Below are 13991 nucleotides of genomic sequence, written 5' to 3'. Positions count from 1 at the left end.
TTTAGTAAAGATGACAAGCAACGTAATGACCTTGCTCGACTTCTTTCAATTCTGGCCGCGCCGTTTTACAAATATCCATACAGGCGCTGCAACGTGTATGGAACGCACATCCTTTTGGCGGATTTGCCGGGCTTGGCAAGTCGCCTGTTAACAGCTGCCGCTCTTGACGGTATTCCGGGTCTGGAATTGGAACGGCCGATAGTAGCGCTTTTGTATATGGATGTTTCGGAGATTCATAGAGCGTATCGCTATCTGCTAATTCAACCATCCGCCCTAAATACATCACGCCAACACGGTCGCTAATATGGCGGACAACCCCTAAGTCGTGTGCGATAAAAATGTACGTTAGGCCAAATTCTTTTTGCAAATCTTCTAACAAATTTAACACTTGTGCTTGAATCGACACGTCAAGCGCCGAAACAGGCTCATCGGCGATGATCAGCTTCGGTTTCGTCATTAGCGCTCGCGCGATGCCAATTCGCTGGCGCTGCCCGCCGCTAAATTGGTGTGGATACCGCTTGGCATGGTAGCTGCCGAGCCCGACGACTTCAAGCATTTCTTGCACACGCTTTTTCCGCTCTTCTTTCGATCCTATTCCATGTACAATGAGCGGTTCTTCCAATATTTTCTCTACCGTATGACGCGGATTCAGTGACGCAAACGGATCTTGAAAAACCATTTGCATATCACGGCGAATCTTTCGCATCTCTTGCTTCGGCAACCTCGTAACCTCTTGTCCTTCAAAGATAATTGAACCGTCTGTCGGCTCAATTAAGCGAAGGAGCATCCGCCCAGTCGTTGATTTTCCACAGCCTGATTCGCCGACAATGCCAAGCGTTTCTCCTTTATGTACGGTAAATGTAAGATCATCAACGGCCTTCACTTCCCCGACCGTTTTGCCAAAAATACCGCCAGTAATAGGGAAGTATTTTTTAAGCCCTTTCACCTGCAACAACGGCTCGGTCACTATTTATTTCCCCCTCTCTTTGGTGCAAAAAACAACGGACGCGATGTCCTTTGTCATCGATGTCATATAGCTCTGGAGTTTCTTGAAAACAGTGGTCAAACGCATGCGCGCATCTTGCAGCAAAACGACAGCCTTGTTTGATCGAACCCGGTTTTGGAACATTGCCTGGTATCGAATAAAGCCGTTCCTTCTTCTCGCGAATATCTGGAACGGATTGAATGAGACCGACCGTGTATGGGTGTTTCGGATCTTTAAAAATTGTCCGAACGTCCCCTTCTTCGACAATTTTGCCGGAATACATAACAACGACACGTTGGCATACTTCTGCGACTACCCCTAGATCGTGCGTAATCATCATAATCGCTGTTTGGAAGTTTTCGTTTAAGTCTTTCATTAGCTTTAAAATTTGTGCTTGAATTGTGACATCAAGCGCTGTCGTCGGTTCATCAGCAATTAACACTGCTGGCTGGCATACCATCGCCATCGCAATCATGACGCGCTGCCGCATTCCTCCTGACAACTGATGCGGATATTCGTCGATGATTTCCTCTGCGCGCGGAAGCCCCACAAGTTTCAACATCTCCATAGCACGAAGTCTTGCTTCTTTTTTACTCAAATTTGTATGGATACGGATAGCTTCGATTAGCTGGTTACCAATTGTAAACAGTGGATTTAACGACGTCATCGGCTCTTGGAAAATCATCGAAATTTCGTTGCCGCGAATTTGTTTCATACGCTTTTCCGTCGCATGAACGAGATTTTCGCTTTTGAACAAAATATCGCCCCCAACAACTTTGCCAATGCCTTTTGGCAACAACCCCATAATCGAGAGCGAAGTTACGCTTTTTCCACAGCCCGATTCCCCAACAATTCCTAAAATTTCCCCTTCGTCTATGTAAAAATCGATATCATCGACCGCTGGAACTTCCCCGTCGTCTGTAAAAAATGACGTTTTCAACCCTTTCACTTCTAGCACACGCTGCTTATTCATGACGCCCCCCCTGCCTAAGTAAAAAAAGAATTGCAATGCAATTCTGTCATTTTCCATTTAAATTATGCCACGTATAGTAGAATAATACAATACGTAATATTAAAAAAAATTTAAATTATCGGAACAAAATGAATGCAATTCGTTTTTACAACTTAATCTTGCTGTTTTTCTTTGAAATACCTTTTTTCTCAATAATATGAGTACTTTTTCACTTTATTTCTTTATCAAATAAAAGTGAGCGAAGAAATAAAAAACCTGCTTCGTTGCACAGGTTTTTTACTTTCGATACGAAAGAAATTTTTCATACCACATGTCAATAAAATCGGGAGCGAACGGTCCTTTGCGCTGATGAATCCAACTAATGAGCTTCTCGACGTTGCTTTTTAAAATGCGGTCAATGACGTCTGGATAGTTCATTTCTTTACGATGGCGTTCGTACTCTTCTTCGTCTAAAAGAACGTACGTCATATTCGGAAACACTTTTACATCTAAATCATAGTCGATGTACTTAAGCGCTTCTTTGTCACGGACAAATGGAGAACTAAGGTTACAGTAATAATAAATACCGTCTTCGCGAAACATCCCGATAATATTAAACCAATGTTTCGCATAAAAAAAGCAAATCGCCGGCTCACGTGTTATCCACGTCCGCCCGTCTGCCTCCATTACGATTGTTCGGTCATTGGCAGCAATAATATAGTTTGGACTGCCTTTTAATACGATTGTTTCTTTCCAAATGCGATGAATCGAACCGTTATGTTTGTAGCTATGAATTTGAATGCTCTCTCCTTCGCGAGGATGTTCTAGCATCATACATTTCCCTACTTTCACTTAGGTGCTTCTTCCTTTATTATATCGATTATAAAACAAAAGAGCCATCAAATCATAATGATGGCTCTTTGCATTGATACGACCGAATGACTTCTTCTGTTTGCTGCTCAAATAGCCGTTGGATGTCAGCTAATTGCTGCTTCATTTGCTCAATTTCATCGTGGATTGCTTGCCATTTCGCTTCGTGTTGCAACGTCCGGAGCTCTGCTTCTAGTATTTTGCATCGTTCAATTTCGGACTGTAAAAATAGAAGCTGCTCCATCGTTTCTAGCTGCTCTCTTACTAATTGATCGAAACGCTCCATCCCGCTCTCCCCTTTTCATTTTTTCCTTACAAATTCGTGGAGAACAAGGGAATCCCTTTGTAGAGGGATGGGAACTTTTGTCGATTACCTAAAAGAAAAATCGGCATCCCTCGCGCTGAAGAGAGATGCCGTATTTGTTATTTGCTTTGGTTTGGCGCTTGGCGCGTCGTATTTTGCGCTTTCCGTGATTCGGATTGGGCGTTTTGTTGTTTCACTTCTTGAATGTTTGTTTCCGCCGCAAACTCTGTGCCAAATTGACCAGCTTGTGCCGATTGTGCGTTTTGTTGTCTTACTTCTTGAATGTTTGTTCCGGCAATCGTTTTGTTCGGTTGTTTTGCCATCGTCATCACCTCCACGACTTTTAATGTGTCCAAGAGGTGATTTTTTATCCATAAAAATTACATAAGCAATGAGCAACCACCATCGACGATAATCGTTTGTCCCCGAATCATCTCTGCTTGATCGGACAGCAAAAATAACACGGCGTTGACGATATCTTCCGGCCCGACCATCCGTCCAGCTGGCGTTTTCGCTACTGCGTCAGCAAGCAGTTCTTCTCGGTTTGGAAAATGTTTGAGTGCATCGGTATCAACCGCTCCGCCAGATACAGCATTGACTGAAATATTTTTCCCAGCCAACTCGACCGCTAAGTAGCGAGTTAGCGACTCAACCGCTGCTTTCGATACACCGACCGCTGTGTAGTTTTCTAAATAGCGAATCGAGCCGAGCGAGCTGATGCTAACAATTTTGCCCCCACCTACTTTTTCCATTCGTTTTGCTGCTTCTTGTGCGCAAAACAAGAGCGCTTTACTGTTAATGTCCATCGTCCAATCCCAATGCGATTCTTCCAATTCCATCGCTGGACGCAACACACCGGAAGCGGCGTTATTAATTAAGACATCCACTCGACCAAATGCTTCATCAATTTGCGCAAACATTTCTTGAATTTTTTCGACTTTGCCGACGTTTGCCTTGACAACGAGCGCTTTTCGACCAAGCGCTTCAATTTCGCTTGCTGTTTGTAGCGCTGCTTCTTTGCTTCGGGCATAATTGACAACAATATTATATCCTTCTTTTGCGAGCCGAAGCGCAATCGCTTTTCCGATTCCGCGGCTGCTTCCTGTGACAACTGCTACTTTCATCGTTTCTCTCCCCTTATGTATAATTTAATCGGCTGGTTCGTAAGCTATGCAAAAGGAGGGACAGCCGATGTATGTTGGTCGTGATATGACCGAGCTTTCGATGATGCCAAAAGCAAAATGGAAAAATAGCGAGTTAGCGTTTTTTCATCATGCACTCCAACAAATCGCACCGTATTTAAACGCCGAAGGACAAACGATCCACCGAGAAATTATGGAAGAAATGGAAGCACGCGGCGGATTCGAGAAAATGGAAGCGACGTATACGCAAGGAACTACACAGCCTTACGATTAAAGCGTTATACCAAGAGTGTTGATTACATTATTTTACTAAAAAACATAGAATCCTATGGCTGAACACAAGTTTTTCTGCCTTTTGCCTCGAACAAGAACGCCGGCGGGCAAATGTCATTTGCCCGCAAAGCGTTCATTGTTCGAGGAGGGCATGCTAATACTCTCAGTCCGCAAAGTGCCGACAACGGCAAAAAAGCTAGGAATAGAGAGATGTGGACTGGTTTTTATTAGTTAATCAACACGCCTAGTGTTATACGATTTATTCTAATCATTCCCCATGCAGCGAACGATTTTGTTCATATCTCCCTTTTTTGATATTGTTCCCAAATCCGTTGGTGAGAAACAGGAAATGCATATTGTCCAAGTTCTTCCTCGCTAACAAGCTTTAGCCGGTCAGTTTCTACTACATCGCCCACAATCTTACCATAGTAAGCGACAATGTTCCAGACTAAATGGGAAAAAACGTGCTGCAAGGCGGCAAACGGAAATCGCAGCGTGACGCTTACCCCATACATATCTAGAAAAAACGATTCTAATTGGTGCTTTCGGTTTTCTGAGGCGACTCTACAATTTGGAAACTCCCATAAATTTGCCAAAAGCCCATCGCTGTCACGTTTATGAATAAGCACACGTCCCTTTTCATCAACGACTACCGCAGCGACGATGTCCATTTCTTTTCCTTTCGTTTTTTTCGTTTTGACCGGTAACTGCTCCTGCACCCCTTCACGAAACGAGCGGCAATGGCTGCGAACAGGGCAAAGCAGACAAGCCGGTTTTCTTGGCACACAAATTAACGCACCCAGCTCCATTAACGCCTGATTAAAGTACGAAGGGTGGTCGTGGTCGATAATCGCTCGGACGATGGCTTCAAACAGCGTTCTCGTTTTCGACTTTGCAATATCTTCCCATATGAGAAAAATTCGTGACAGCACACGCATGACGTTGCCGTCGACCGCCGGTTCCGGAATTCCGTAGGCAATGCTTAACACCGCTCCGGTCGTATACGGACCGACACCTTTTAATTTTGAAAACTCCTCAGCCCGATCTGGAACTTTTCCGCCGTACCGCTCCTTCACTTCTTTTACTGCCGCATGCAAGTTGCGAACACGCGAATAATAGCCAAGCCCTTCCCATGCTTTCAACACTTTCTCTTCATCGGCATCCGCAAGCGCTTCTAATGTTGGAAATTGCTCCATAAACTGTTGAAAGTAAGGGATCACTGTATCGACTTTTGTTTGTTGCAACATCACTTCGGAAACCCAAATTTTATACGGGTCCGTTTCTTTTCGCCACGGCAACTCGCGCTGTTCTCTTTCAAACCATTGAATTAACTCGCGTTGAAATGTTTCTGTCGCAAATCCTTCAAGAAATAAGGCAATTTTTTCGTTCACGATGACTCCTCCAAGATGGTAAACTAATGATAGTATCTCGCGATTTTAAAAAAATTGCAATTGTCTAGTCGTCATTGGAAAATATGGATATACTATGAAGCAGAAACTTAAAGGAGGATTTTTCGTTGGATACAGGAACACATATCGTCATGGGTGTAGCGTTAGGGAGTATGGCGACGCTCGATCCTGTCGTTAGTCACGATCCTGTTTTAGCCCATGCTGTACTCATCGGTGCATTAGCTGGCTCCCAAATACCGGATATTGATACCGTATTAAAATTAAAAAATAATGCCAAATACATTCGCAATCATCGTGGGATTACTCATTCGATTCCAGCGTTGTTCCTTTGGCCGCTGCTTTTAACAGGAGTGCTCATCTATTTTTATCCAGACGTGAACGTTTTCCATCTTTGGTTATGGATTTCGGTTGCGGTTTGGTTGCACGTATTTGTCGACTTGTTTAACGCGTACGGAACACAAGCGCTGCGCCCGTTTACAAAAAAATGGGTTGCTTTTGGTGTCATTAATACGTTTGACCCGATTATTTTTGGGCTTCATCTTGCGGGCATCGGTTTACTGTTTCTCGGGGCACATCCCGGCTATACGTTTTTAGCCATTTATGCGATTCTTGTTGGATATTATGTCGTTCGGTTTCGGCAACAAGTAGCGATTAAGCAAGCAGTTCAGCAGCAAATTCCCAATGTAGAACAAATTATCACCGTGCCCACCTTTCGCTTTCGTGAATGGCATTTAGCGATTACGGCAAAAGACTACTTTTACGTAGCACGGGCGAAAAATGGTGCTATTCATCTGTTAGACACGTTCGAGCGATGTCCGGTTCCTGCCCATCCAGCAATTGAAGTGGCGAAGCGAGATGAAAACTTAGCGGCGTTTTTATCGTTTTCGCCAGTCTACCGTTGGGAAGTAAACGAGTATAACGATCATTACGAAGTGCGTTTTACCGATCTACGCTACCGCAGTAAAGGATATTATCCGTTTGTAGCGGTCGTTCAACTCGACCGTGATTTAAAAATCATCAGTTCCTATACTGGCTGGATTTTTAGCGAAGGAAAGTTGCGTAAAAAACTTGAACTTATTCCAAGCTAACCCGATCATTTTGCTCGGGTTAGTGTTTCAAATAGTCCTCTTGGTTCAACAAATGTTTATATTTTGGGTTTGTCGTCCGAAACTCATGTAGTTGCGCCCCATATTGGTCAATCCATTGGCGTACGACTTTTTCTGTCAGTTCTTTTCCTTTATACGAATATCCTGCCCGTGCGTATGTCGTTTCAAAATCTTCCCAAAGTAATTCCACCCATGTGCGCGCCTGTGCGTACGCAAGCGAATCATTTTTTTCGAGCAAATAATTGGTTAATCGTTCAAAGTAATCGTTCATTGTTTATGCCTCCTCTTATGCCAACATTTGAACTACATAACCGCTCGGCCATTCGCCATACTAAAAATGTGTTGAATCAACACAAGCGAATGCCGAGGAGGGATGAGTCATGCGGAATAAAGCAAAAAGTTTCCCTAACCAAAATAATAACAAATTGGAAGGCGAGCCGCGCGCGAAAGCAGAATATGCTTCTAAACGCGCCGATGGGACGATTAATACCCATCCGCAAGAACGCATGAGCGCCTCCAATCAACGCGATGAGTAACCGCTTTTTCAATAGTGAGGAGGTACTCGAATGGGTCGACATAAACGGAAAGATTTTTATGACAATTTATATTCCAATCCGTTCCAACAACCGTGGGCAAACCCGAAACATGCACATTCACAAGTAAATGGCGAAACCCAGCAAACGCTTGATTTAATTATTTTAGAACGGCAAACGCGAAAACAGTCGTAATGAAAAAAAGGTGTCTCAAAAGGAGCGGGACACCTTTTTTTGTGCACTTCGAGAAGGCTTTATGGTTTGAGAAGCAATGAAATCGGCAATGCTTCTTCCTCTCCGTCGCCGTTTAGCCGATATCCCCAAGCAAACACTCCGTTTAAATAACGGATTTTGAATAGCGAGCCTGGATCGCCGTTAATTTCATAGATATCCCCTGGACGAAAATCTTCTGGGTTTAACAAATACGCTTTCGCCATCGCAATTTTTCGTTCATAAACCGCAAGCTCATTTACCATCCCCATTTGCTCCGCTTTGCGTGCTTTTTCGGTTAAATGGGCAATTTCTTGTTTCAACTCATATTCCGTCATTTCGCTATACCGTTTTTGTTGCATCTTTTCCCTTCCTTCCGTTTGTTATATCATAATCATGATGAAATCATGAAATGGAGATGTGCACAATGGAAGCAATCGTCATTACCGGAGCTGGGACAGGACTTGGTAAAGAGTTAGCACGGTTATACGCCGAAAAAGGATATGCAGTCATTTTGCTTGGACGGCGAGAATCTCCGCTATTAAGCGTCCAGCAAGAAATTGAAGCAAATGGCGGAACCGCGTTCGTTTATCCACTTGATATTCGCCGCTATGACGAAGTAAGCGAAACAGCGAAAACGATTTTAAAAAAACATCGTGTCACGTGCTTAGTAAATAACGCTGGCATCGGCTACTTTGGACCGCTTTCCTCGCTTTCACACGAGCAAATTGCCGATATGATTGCGACAAACATTAACGGAACGATTTATATGACAAAAGCATTCCTTCCCTATTTCCGCTTGTTGCCAAAAGCAAAAATTATCAACATTATTTCTACCGCTGGCTTGCGCGGAAAAGTAAACGAATCCGTTTATGTTGCAACGAAATTTGCGATTCGCGGGTTTAGCGAAAGCCTTGTCAAAGAGCTCGACCAAACAAATATTTCCGTCACAGCTGTGTACATGGGTGGCATGGAAACCCCGTTTTGGAAAGGAAGCGACCATATTCAAGACCGCTCGCGCCTACGGTCCCCTCGCCAAGTCGCCGAACAAATCGTTGCACAAGAGAACGGACAGCCAGAAATCATCATTGAATAGCGGATTGCCCGCTATTCTTCTTTTAACATTTGTAGCACTCGGTCAATTTGTTCCAGAGAAAATCCTTTTCGGTAAAGCGCTTGTTTCATTTTTCGTTCGTATTCCCATCCGCTGTAGTTAGTGTAGCGACGATGAATTTTGCGCGCGTGGTATTCAAGCGCTTCCCATTCTTCCTCTTCTCCTTGCCAGCCGTCCATTTCCGAAAGAACATCGTCGATGACCGCACGTGGGAAGCCTTTTCGCTGCAATAGCTGGATGAGTTGTTGCTTCCATTCCAGCGACGAACGTTTTTTCGACTGCTTTTTCGCCTTTTCCACTACTTTTTTAGCCGCTTCTCGTTGCTTTTCGGCAGAAAAAAGACGCATGCTTTCTTCGATTAACGCTTCGGCAATTCCTAAGTTTTCTAGTTCTTTGGCGATAACGATAGGTCCTTTTAACGTTGTGTTGATTTGGGTACGTACAAATGCAAGCGCAAATTCGCGGTCGTCTACATACCGGTGTTTCCTTAGTTCGTGCAATACGTCGCGAATAACAGCATCAGTATTTCCTTTTTTCTTTAAATGGTCAACGATTTCTTTCTCCGAACGCATGCGTGAGGCAAGAAATAATAATGCCGCATGATACGCTTTTTTCACCGCATCTGCATATACTATTTCCTCAAATGTAAATTCATCCAATTCCGTTCCTTTTTTCAAGCAAAATTCGACCAATACGTTTTGATCGATGGTAATGGACATTGTTTCGCCTTTTTCGTGCAACAAATGAAGAACAAACCGCTCATGATCGCGCGGGTCTACCGCAATTTTTGTCACCAGCCACATTTCCAACACCTCATGATTTATAGTACCATAAAAAAAATGGGGTGAAAGGGTGGTTTTTTTGAACATTGCCATCGCTGGTGGAACAGGGTTTATTGGAAAGGCAGTTGTTAATTATTTCAAGGAACAAGGGCATCAGCTTTATGTATTAACGAGAACCCCACGTATGTCGTCTTCTCGAAATGTTCACTATGTGCAATGGCTTACTCCCGAAAGCAAGCCAGAGGCAGAACTTCCTACACTAGATGCAGTTATCAACTTAGCAGGGGAATCGATTAATAGCGGACGATGGACGAAAGCGCGAAAAGAACGAATCATGCAAAGCCGTATTAAAGCAACGGAGGAAGTGATTTGGCTCATTCGCCACTTGCCAAAACCGCCAAACGTCCTGATTAACGCAAGCGCAATCGGTATTTATGGAACGTCGCTTACCGAGGTATTTACTGAAAAATCTTCACACATCGGAAATGACTTTTTAGCACAAACGGTATACCATTGGGAAAAAATTGCGAAACAAGCAGAAATGCTTGGTGTTCGTACCGTTTTCGTCCGTTTTGGTATCGTGCTTGGGCTTCACGGCGGGGCGTTCCCCAAAATAGTGACACCTTACAAATGGTGGGTTGGCGGAACGATTGGTTCCGGAGAGCAGTGGATGTCTTGGATTCATCTTCATGACGTCATTCGGGCAATCGAGCATGTATTACATCACGATATATCAGGGCCGGTCAATTTTACAGCACCGTTTCCAGTAACAATGAAACAGTTTGGGAAAACGATCGCTCGCATTCTTCATCGTCCGCATTGGCTTCCTGTCCCAAGTGTCATGCTTCGCCTTTTGCTTGGAGAAATGAGCATGCTTGTCTTAGAAGGACAAAAAGTGTTGCCCAATAAATTGATGGAGTCTGGTTTCGTTTTTTCATTCCCATCAATCGAAGAAGCGCTCGATGATCTTTTAACATCTTTCCGAAAGAAGTCTCCCACTTCTAAACGAAGTGAAAGTGGGAGATGAATTTCGGTGAGGCGTAGGTATGAGTTGTTTCTTTTTTGTGTTATGATATAATCAGTCTTAGAAAAATGAAAGGTTGTTGTATAAATTAAATTAGACAGTAATAACCATTCAGTATTCCTGTTGTATTATCATCTTGTTCTGGTTGTAAAATATCGCAGACAAGTGATTGATGATACCATATCTGACTATGCAAAAGATATGTTTGTGAGATTGGGGAAAAATTACAATATTTCCTTGGTCGAATGGAATCACGATATGGACCATGTGCATATTTTGTTCAAAGCACATCCGAATAGTGAACTATCAAAGTTCATCAATGCCTATAAAAGTGCAAGTTCTCGACTGATTAAAAAGCATTTTCCGCAAGTGAAAAGAAAACTGTGAAAAGAATATTTTTGATCAAGAAATTTTTTCCTGTTTACAACGGGCGGTGCCATCCTTGAAGTAATAAAAAAATATATAGAAAATCAAGGGATGAAGTGATGTGGTGTCGATATGGTAAACAAATCATATAAATTCCGTCTGTACCCAACAAAAGAACAAGAACAGCTGCTTGCCAAAACCTTCGGTTGTGTCCGTTTCGTTTATAACAAAATGCTTGAAGAACGCATACAAATTTATGAAAAGTTCAAAGACGACAAAGAAGCTTTGAAAAAACAAACATTTCCGACCCCTGCCAAGTACAAAAAGGAGTTTCCTTGGCTTAAAGAAGTGGATAGCCTTGCGTTAGCAAACGCCCAATTGAATTTGCAGAAAGCGTTTCAAAATTTCTTTTCGGGTCGTGCTGGATTTCCAAAGTTCAAAAACCGCAAGGCGAAACAGTCGTACACCACAAATGTGGTCAATGGCAATATTCAACTTTCAGATGGCTATATCAAGTTACCCAAACTGAAATGGGTCAAGTTCAAGCAACATCGGGAGATTCCTGCCCACCATATCATCAAGGCTTGTACGATCACGAAAACAAAAACAGGAAAATACTATGTTTCTATTCTCACCGAATACGAACATCAACCTGTCCCCAAAGAAATACAAACGGTTGTTGGGCTTGATTTTTCCATGAATACGCTGTATGTCGATAGCGAGGGTAAGAGAGCCAATTATCCTCGTTTCTATCGGCAAGCATTGGAAAAATTAGCGAAAGAACAACGGATATTATCACGCCGAAAGAAGGGTTCTAATCGTTGGCACAAACAGCGTTTGAAAGTAGCGAAGCTACATGAGAAAATAGCGAACCAACGAAAAGACTTTCTACACAAAAAATCATACGAATTAGCGAAACTTTATGATTGCGTGGTCATCGAAGACCTCAACATGAAAGGGATGTCGCAAGTTCTGAATTTCGGCAAGAGCGTTCATGACAACGGCTGGGGGATGTTCACGACATTTCTCCAATACAAGTTAGAGGAGCAAGGGAAAAAGCTTATCAAAATAGATAAGTGGTTTCCGTCATCTAAAACTTGTTCATGTTGCGGTCAAGTAAAGGAATCTTTATCGCTTTCTGAGCGTACATTCCGCTGTGAATGTGGATTCGAGAGCGACAGGGACGTCAATGCGGCAATCAATATCAAACATGAGGGCATGAAACGATTAGCGATAGCCTAACTTGTCCTCGAACCGTGGGACACACGGGGATCGCTCAGTCAACTTCCCGTCATGAGATGGGATTACCTGAGAAGCCCCCACCTCTAAGCGAAGCGTAGGTGGTGGGAGCATGTCACCAAAACCTTAACAAAAAAGCTATTTCTTTTTTCCGTATAATGATGTATGATGAAAGAAAGCTGTGCATATCACAACTGGATATCGTCGTGAATAAAGGGAAGGCAAATGGTGCGCCACCAGCCCAAAGCTGGTTCTAGTGGGTTCGATTCCCACCCCGAAATTTTTTGATTGAAATAAATTAAAAAATTTCGAGGGTGGTTTTCCCACGTGTAAACTGCCCTCAGAACAGGAGGGAAACATGATTCTAAAAAAACGCGAACTGCAAGATTGTCAAGCGCTTTATGAATTAATGGTGCACCCTGAGGTCTTCCCTTTCGTGCGCCAAAAAGCTTATTCGTATGAAGAATTTTTGTTTGTCACCAAACAAACAATCGAAGCAGAAGAACGAGGCGAGGTCATTTCGCGGACGATTATCGATGAATGGGGCAATCCGATCGGCACAATTAATTTATATGACATTCAAGATGCCGCTGGTTTTTTAGGCACATGGCTCGGAAAGCCGTATCACGGGCAAGGCTATAACCAACGAGCGAAGCAAGCGTTTTTCAATGAACTATTTTACGAGCTATCGATTCAAACGGTATTTATGCGCATTCGCAAAGTCAATGTCCGTTCAACAAAAGCAGCAGAAAAGCTCCCGTATGTGACCCTAGCAAACGAAACGAGGAAAGCGTTGTTCGAGCAAATTAACCAAGGGGAAGACATTTATAACTTATACGAAATTTCTAAAGATAACTACACGCTTTATACACTGCGTTGCCCGCTGTTATTAGAGGAACAGCAACGAAAAGAAGCATAGCAGAAAAGGAACTGTTTCACAAACGTGACAGTTCTTTTTTATGCTTAAAAACGAAAGAGATTGGAAAAAATATGAATGCATTTTAAGAAAGTGAGGGATGGACATGGCTGAAAAACGGAAAGCGGAAAAAACGAAAAGCACGTTATCTAGTGCGCAAGAAGTTAGTTATGCCCGCGATTTTAAAATGGCGGATCAAGCTGGTGGGTACACAACGAAAAAAGCACGCCACTAACAAAATATTCCATTTATACTTTTTCCCTGTTGCGTCATCCTAAGTGTGAAGTGCAAACAATACTCGAAGGAGGAATTCACATGGGTCGCTCTCGGGGACAAAAAACGCGCGATAAAAACAAATCGTCGCTCCCACAAGTACCAAAGCAATGGAAATCAGATGGCATGGACACCGAGTATTCACGTGAATTTGCCGACCATGAAGATTTAGAAGCCGAAGCGCGAGCGGCTGCTGCAGGAATTCGGCAAAAGAACAAGTAAGAAAAGGCGGCTTTGGTTATAGGGCCGCCTTTTGCTCAGTATGCAAACTCGGAATTTCCGTCACTGATTCAACGCGCATCCATTCTGGCTTCAAACGATACTCTTTCGTCTTTTTCCACACAACTTGCTCCGCCGCTTCTTCTGGCGAATCAGCGTACACAAGACTTCTCCCTTCCAACATACTCCCATCTTCCACTAACGAATGCCAGCACACGCGGTAGGCTTTCATGGTGCTCACCTTTCAAGTTGTTGTTGATTTTATTATATAATA

Annotated in this window: 21 protein-coding genes and 1 pseudogene; 11 read left to right on the top strand and 11 right to left on the bottom strand. The window is 43.2% G+C overall.

Annotated elements, in window-relative coordinates:
- Position 1: 1 nt before the first annotated feature.
- From GFC30_RS04390 to fabL, 6 genes are all read right to left on the bottom strand, one after another.
- The gene (locus GFC30_RS04390) at positions 2 to 967 is read right to left on the bottom strand and encodes an ABC transporter ATP-binding protein (RefSeq protein WP_066323075.1); all 966 of its coding nucleotides are present in this window, start codon (positions 965 to 967) and stop codon (positions 2 to 4) included.
- The gene (locus GFC30_RS04385) at positions 933 to 1958 is read right to left on the bottom strand and encodes an ABC transporter ATP-binding protein (protein WP_066323074.1); all 1026 of its coding nucleotides are present in this window, start codon (positions 1956 to 1958) and stop codon (positions 933 to 935) included. The genes GFC30_RS04390 and GFC30_RS04385 overlap by 35 nt, the downstream gene beginning before the upstream one ends.
- Positions 1959 to 2234: 276 nt before the next feature.
- The gene (gene ntdP, locus GFC30_RS04380) at positions 2235 to 2768 is read right to left on the bottom strand and encodes a nucleoside tri-diphosphate phosphatase (protein ID WP_066327135.1); all 534 of its coding nucleotides are present in this window, start codon (positions 2766 to 2768) and stop codon (positions 2235 to 2237) included.
- Positions 2769 to 2841: 73 nt separating this feature from the next.
- Complete coding sequence (locus tag GFC30_RS04375; RefSeq protein WP_066323073.1) at positions 2842 to 3093, bottom strand: YgaB family protein; 252 nt, start codon at positions 3091 to 3093, stop codon at positions 2842 to 2844.
- Positions 3094 to 3230: 137 nt separating this feature from the next.
- Positions 3231 to 3434 (bottom strand): gamma-type small acid-soluble spore protein, encoded by a 204-nt coding sequence (locus GFC30_RS04370; protein ID WP_066323072.1) that lies wholly within the window; start codon positions 3432 to 3434, stop codon positions 3231 to 3233.
- A 57-nt stretch (positions 3435 to 3491) separates the two neighbouring features.
- Entirely contained in the window at positions 3492 to 4235 is a 744-nt protein-coding gene (gene fabL / locus GFC30_RS04365; RefSeq protein ID WP_066323071.1) for an enoyl-[acyl-carrier-protein] reductase FabL, read from the bottom strand.
- 67 nt (positions 4236 to 4302) lie between these two features.
- Here fabL and GFC30_RS04360 point away from each other — a divergent pair, with 67 nt between their 5' ends.
- Positions 4303 to 4527: a cytosolic protein gene (locus tag GFC30_RS04360; RefSeq protein ID WP_066323070.1), complete on the top strand. Its 225-nt coding sequence runs from the start codon at positions 4303 to 4305 to the stop codon at positions 4525 to 4527.
- A gap of 295 nt (positions 4528 to 4822) precedes the next feature.
- Here the strand turns inward: GFC30_RS04360 and mutY are convergent, their stop codons facing one another.
- Positions 4823 to 5917 carry an A/G-specific adenine glycosylase gene (mutY, locus tag GFC30_RS04355; protein WP_238583543.1) on the bottom strand — a complete coding sequence of 365 codons (1095 nt, stop codon included), beginning with the start codon at positions 5915 to 5917 and terminating at the stop codon, positions 4823 to 4825.
- Positions 5918 to 6042: 125 nt separating this feature from the next.
- Here mutY and GFC30_RS04350 point away from each other — a divergent pair, with 125 nt between their 5' ends.
- Positions 6043 to 7023: a metal-dependent hydrolase gene (locus tag GFC30_RS04350; protein WP_066323069.1), complete on the top strand. Its 981-nt coding sequence runs from the start codon at positions 6043 to 6045 to the stop codon at positions 7021 to 7023.
- 19 nt (positions 7024 to 7042) lie between these two features.
- On the opposite strand, the gene GFC30_RS04345 is transcribed toward GFC30_RS04350, so the two are convergent.
- Positions 7043 to 7312, bottom strand: a complete 270-nt coding sequence (locus GFC30_RS04345; RefSeq protein ID WP_066323068.1) for a YfhJ family protein — start codon at positions 7310 to 7312, stop codon at positions 7043 to 7045.
- Positions 7313 to 7421: 109 nt separating this feature from the next.
- Between GFC30_RS04345 and GFC30_RS04340 the strand changes: the two genes are divergently transcribed.
- Together GFC30_RS04340 and GFC30_RS16405 are read left to right on the top strand one after the other, a co-directional pair.
- Positions 7422 to 7577, top strand: coding sequence for a small, acid-soluble spore protein K (locus tag GFC30_RS04340; protein ID WP_066323067.1), 156 nt, complete (start codon positions 7422 to 7424; stop codon positions 7575 to 7577).
- Between the two features lie 30 nt (positions 7578 to 7607).
- Entirely contained in the window at positions 7608 to 7769 is a 162-nt protein-coding gene (locus tag GFC30_RS16405; RefSeq protein ID WP_084256193.1) for a YpzG family protein, read from the top strand.
- A gap of 59 nt (positions 7770 to 7828) precedes the next feature.
- Here the strand turns inward: GFC30_RS16405 and GFC30_RS04335 are convergent, their stop codons facing one another.
- Entirely contained in the window at positions 7829 to 8146 is a 318-nt protein-coding gene (locus GFC30_RS04335) for a YfhH family protein (protein WP_066323066.1), read from the bottom strand.
- Positions 8147 to 8211: 65 nt separating this feature from the next.
- On the opposite strand from GFC30_RS04335, the gene GFC30_RS04330 reads away from it, so the two are divergent.
- Complete coding sequence (locus tag GFC30_RS04330; RefSeq protein WP_066323065.1) at positions 8212 to 8880, top strand: SDR family NAD(P)-dependent oxidoreductase; 669 nt, start codon at positions 8212 to 8214, stop codon at positions 8878 to 8880.
- A gap of 11 nt (positions 8881 to 8891) precedes the next feature.
- On the opposite strand, the gene recX is transcribed toward GFC30_RS04330, so the two are convergent.
- A complete protein-coding gene (gene recX, locus GFC30_RS04325; RefSeq protein ID WP_066323064.1) occupies positions 8892 to 9701 on the bottom strand; it encodes a recombination regulator RecX in 810 nt (269 codons plus the stop codon).
- A gap of 58 nt (positions 9702 to 9759) precedes the next feature.
- On the opposite strand from recX, the gene GFC30_RS04320 reads away from it, so the two are divergent.
- The 6 genes and pseudogenes from GFC30_RS04320 (at position 9760) to GFC30_RS04305 (ending at position 13720) form a co-directional block, all read left to right on the top strand.
- Positions 9760 to 10707, top strand: coding sequence for a TIGR01777 family oxidoreductase (locus tag GFC30_RS04320; protein WP_066327131.1), 948 nt, complete (start codon positions 9760 to 9762; stop codon positions 10705 to 10707).
- Positions 10708 to 10791: 84 nt separating this feature from the next.
- A pseudogene (gene tnpA / locus GFC30_RS16400) lies at positions 10792 to 11190 on the top strand (IS200/IS605 family transposase).
- 12 nt (positions 11191 to 11202) lie between these two features.
- Positions 11203 to 12312, top strand: coding sequence for an RNA-guided endonuclease TnpB family protein (locus GFC30_RS04315; RefSeq protein ID WP_066323063.1), 1110 nt, complete (start codon positions 11203 to 11205; stop codon positions 12310 to 12312).
- A 358-nt stretch (positions 12313 to 12670) separates the two neighbouring features.
- Positions 12671 to 13228, top strand: coding sequence for a GNAT family N-acetyltransferase (locus GFC30_RS04310; protein WP_066327128.1), 558 nt, complete (start codon positions 12671 to 12673; stop codon positions 13226 to 13228).
- Between the two features lie 103 nt (positions 13229 to 13331).
- Entirely contained in the window at positions 13332 to 13460 is a 129-nt protein-coding gene (locus GFC30_RS16395) for a YfhE family protein (RefSeq protein WP_084256191.1), read from the top strand.
- A gap of 80 nt (positions 13461 to 13540) precedes the next feature.
- Positions 13541 to 13720: a YfhD family protein gene (locus GFC30_RS04305; RefSeq protein ID WP_066323062.1), complete on the top strand. Its 180-nt coding sequence runs from the start codon at positions 13541 to 13543 to the stop codon at positions 13718 to 13720.
- 16 nt (positions 13721 to 13736) lie between these two features.
- On the opposite strand, the gene GFC30_RS04300 is transcribed toward GFC30_RS04305, so the two are convergent.
- Positions 13737 to 13949 (bottom strand): hypothetical protein, encoded by a 213-nt coding sequence (locus GFC30_RS04300; RefSeq protein ID WP_066323061.1) that lies wholly within the window; start codon positions 13947 to 13949, stop codon positions 13737 to 13739.
- Between the last annotated feature and the right edge of the window lie 42 nt (positions 13950 to 13991).

It is taken from the genome of Anoxybacillus amylolyticus, from assembly GCF_001634285.1.
Classification (GTDB): Bacteria; Bacillota; Bacilli; order Bacillales; family Anoxybacillaceae; genus Anoxybacteroides; species Anoxybacteroides amylolyticum.
This window is presented reverse-complemented; position numbering and strand designations above follow the sequence as displayed.

What these genes read in the sequence shown, in the direction of transcription:
- GFC30_RS04300 (WP_066323061.1), bottom strand. Translation starts at nt 13,949, where the DNA reads ATGAAAGCCTACCGCGTGTGCTGGCATTCGTTAGTGGAAGATGGGAGT.
- GFC30_RS04305 (WP_066323062.1), top strand. Translation starts at nt 13,541, where the DNA reads ATGGGTCGCTCTCGGGGACAAAAAACGCGCGATAAAAACAAATCGTCG.
- fabL (WP_066323071.1), bottom strand. Translation starts at nt 4,235, where the DNA reads ATGAAAGTAGCAGTTGTCACAGGAAGCAGCCGCGGAATCGGAAAAGCG.
- GFC30_RS04360 (WP_066323070.1), top strand. Translation starts at nt 4,303, where the DNA reads ATGTATGTTGGTCGTGATATGACCGAGCTTTCGATGATGCCAAAAGCA.
- GFC30_RS04340 (WP_066323067.1), top strand. Translation starts at nt 7,422, where the DNA reads ATGCGGAATAAAGCAAAAAGTTTCCCTAACCAAAATAATAACAAATTG.
- GFC30_RS04315 (WP_066323063.1), top strand. Translation starts at nt 11,203, where the DNA reads ATGGTAAACAAATCATATAAATTCCGTCTGTACCCAACAAAAGAACAA.
- GFC30_RS04335 (WP_066323066.1), bottom strand. Translation starts at nt 8,146, where the DNA reads ATGCAACAAAAACGGTATAGCGAAATGACGGAATATGAGTTGAAACAA.
- GFC30_RS04375 (WP_066323073.1), bottom strand. Translation starts at nt 3,093, where the DNA reads ATGGAGCGTTTCGATCAATTAGTAAGAGAGCAGCTAGAAACGATGGAG.
- GFC30_RS16395 (WP_084256191.1), top strand. Translation starts at nt 13,332, where the DNA reads ATGGCTGAAAAACGGAAAGCGGAAAAAACGAAAAGCACGTTATCTAGT.
- GFC30_RS04345 (WP_066323068.1), bottom strand. Translation starts at nt 7,312, where the DNA reads ATGAACGATTACTTTGAACGATTAACCAATTATTTGCTCGAAAAAAAT.
- ntdP (WP_066327135.1), bottom strand. Translation starts at nt 2,768, where the DNA reads ATGCTAGAACATCCTCGCGAAGGAGAGAGCATTCAAATTCATAGCTAC.
- GFC30_RS16405 (WP_084256193.1), top strand. Translation starts at nt 7,608, where the DNA reads ATGGGTCGACATAAACGGAAAGATTTTTATGACAATTTATATTCCAAT.
- GFC30_RS04370 (WP_066323072.1), bottom strand. Translation starts at nt 3,434, where the DNA reads ATGGCAAAACAACCGAACAAAACGATTGCCGGAACAAACATTCAAGAA.
- GFC30_RS04330 (WP_066323065.1), top strand. Translation starts at nt 8,212, where the DNA reads ATGGAAGCAATCGTCATTACCGGAGCTGGGACAGGACTTGGTAAAGAG.
- recX (WP_066323064.1), bottom strand. Translation starts at nt 9,701, where the DNA reads ATGTGGCTGGTGACAAAAATTGCGGTAGACCCGCGCGATCATGAGCGG.
- GFC30_RS04385 (WP_066323074.1), bottom strand. Translation starts at nt 1,958, where the DNA reads ATGAATAAGCAGCGTGTGCTAGAAGTGAAAGGGTTGAAAACGTCATTT.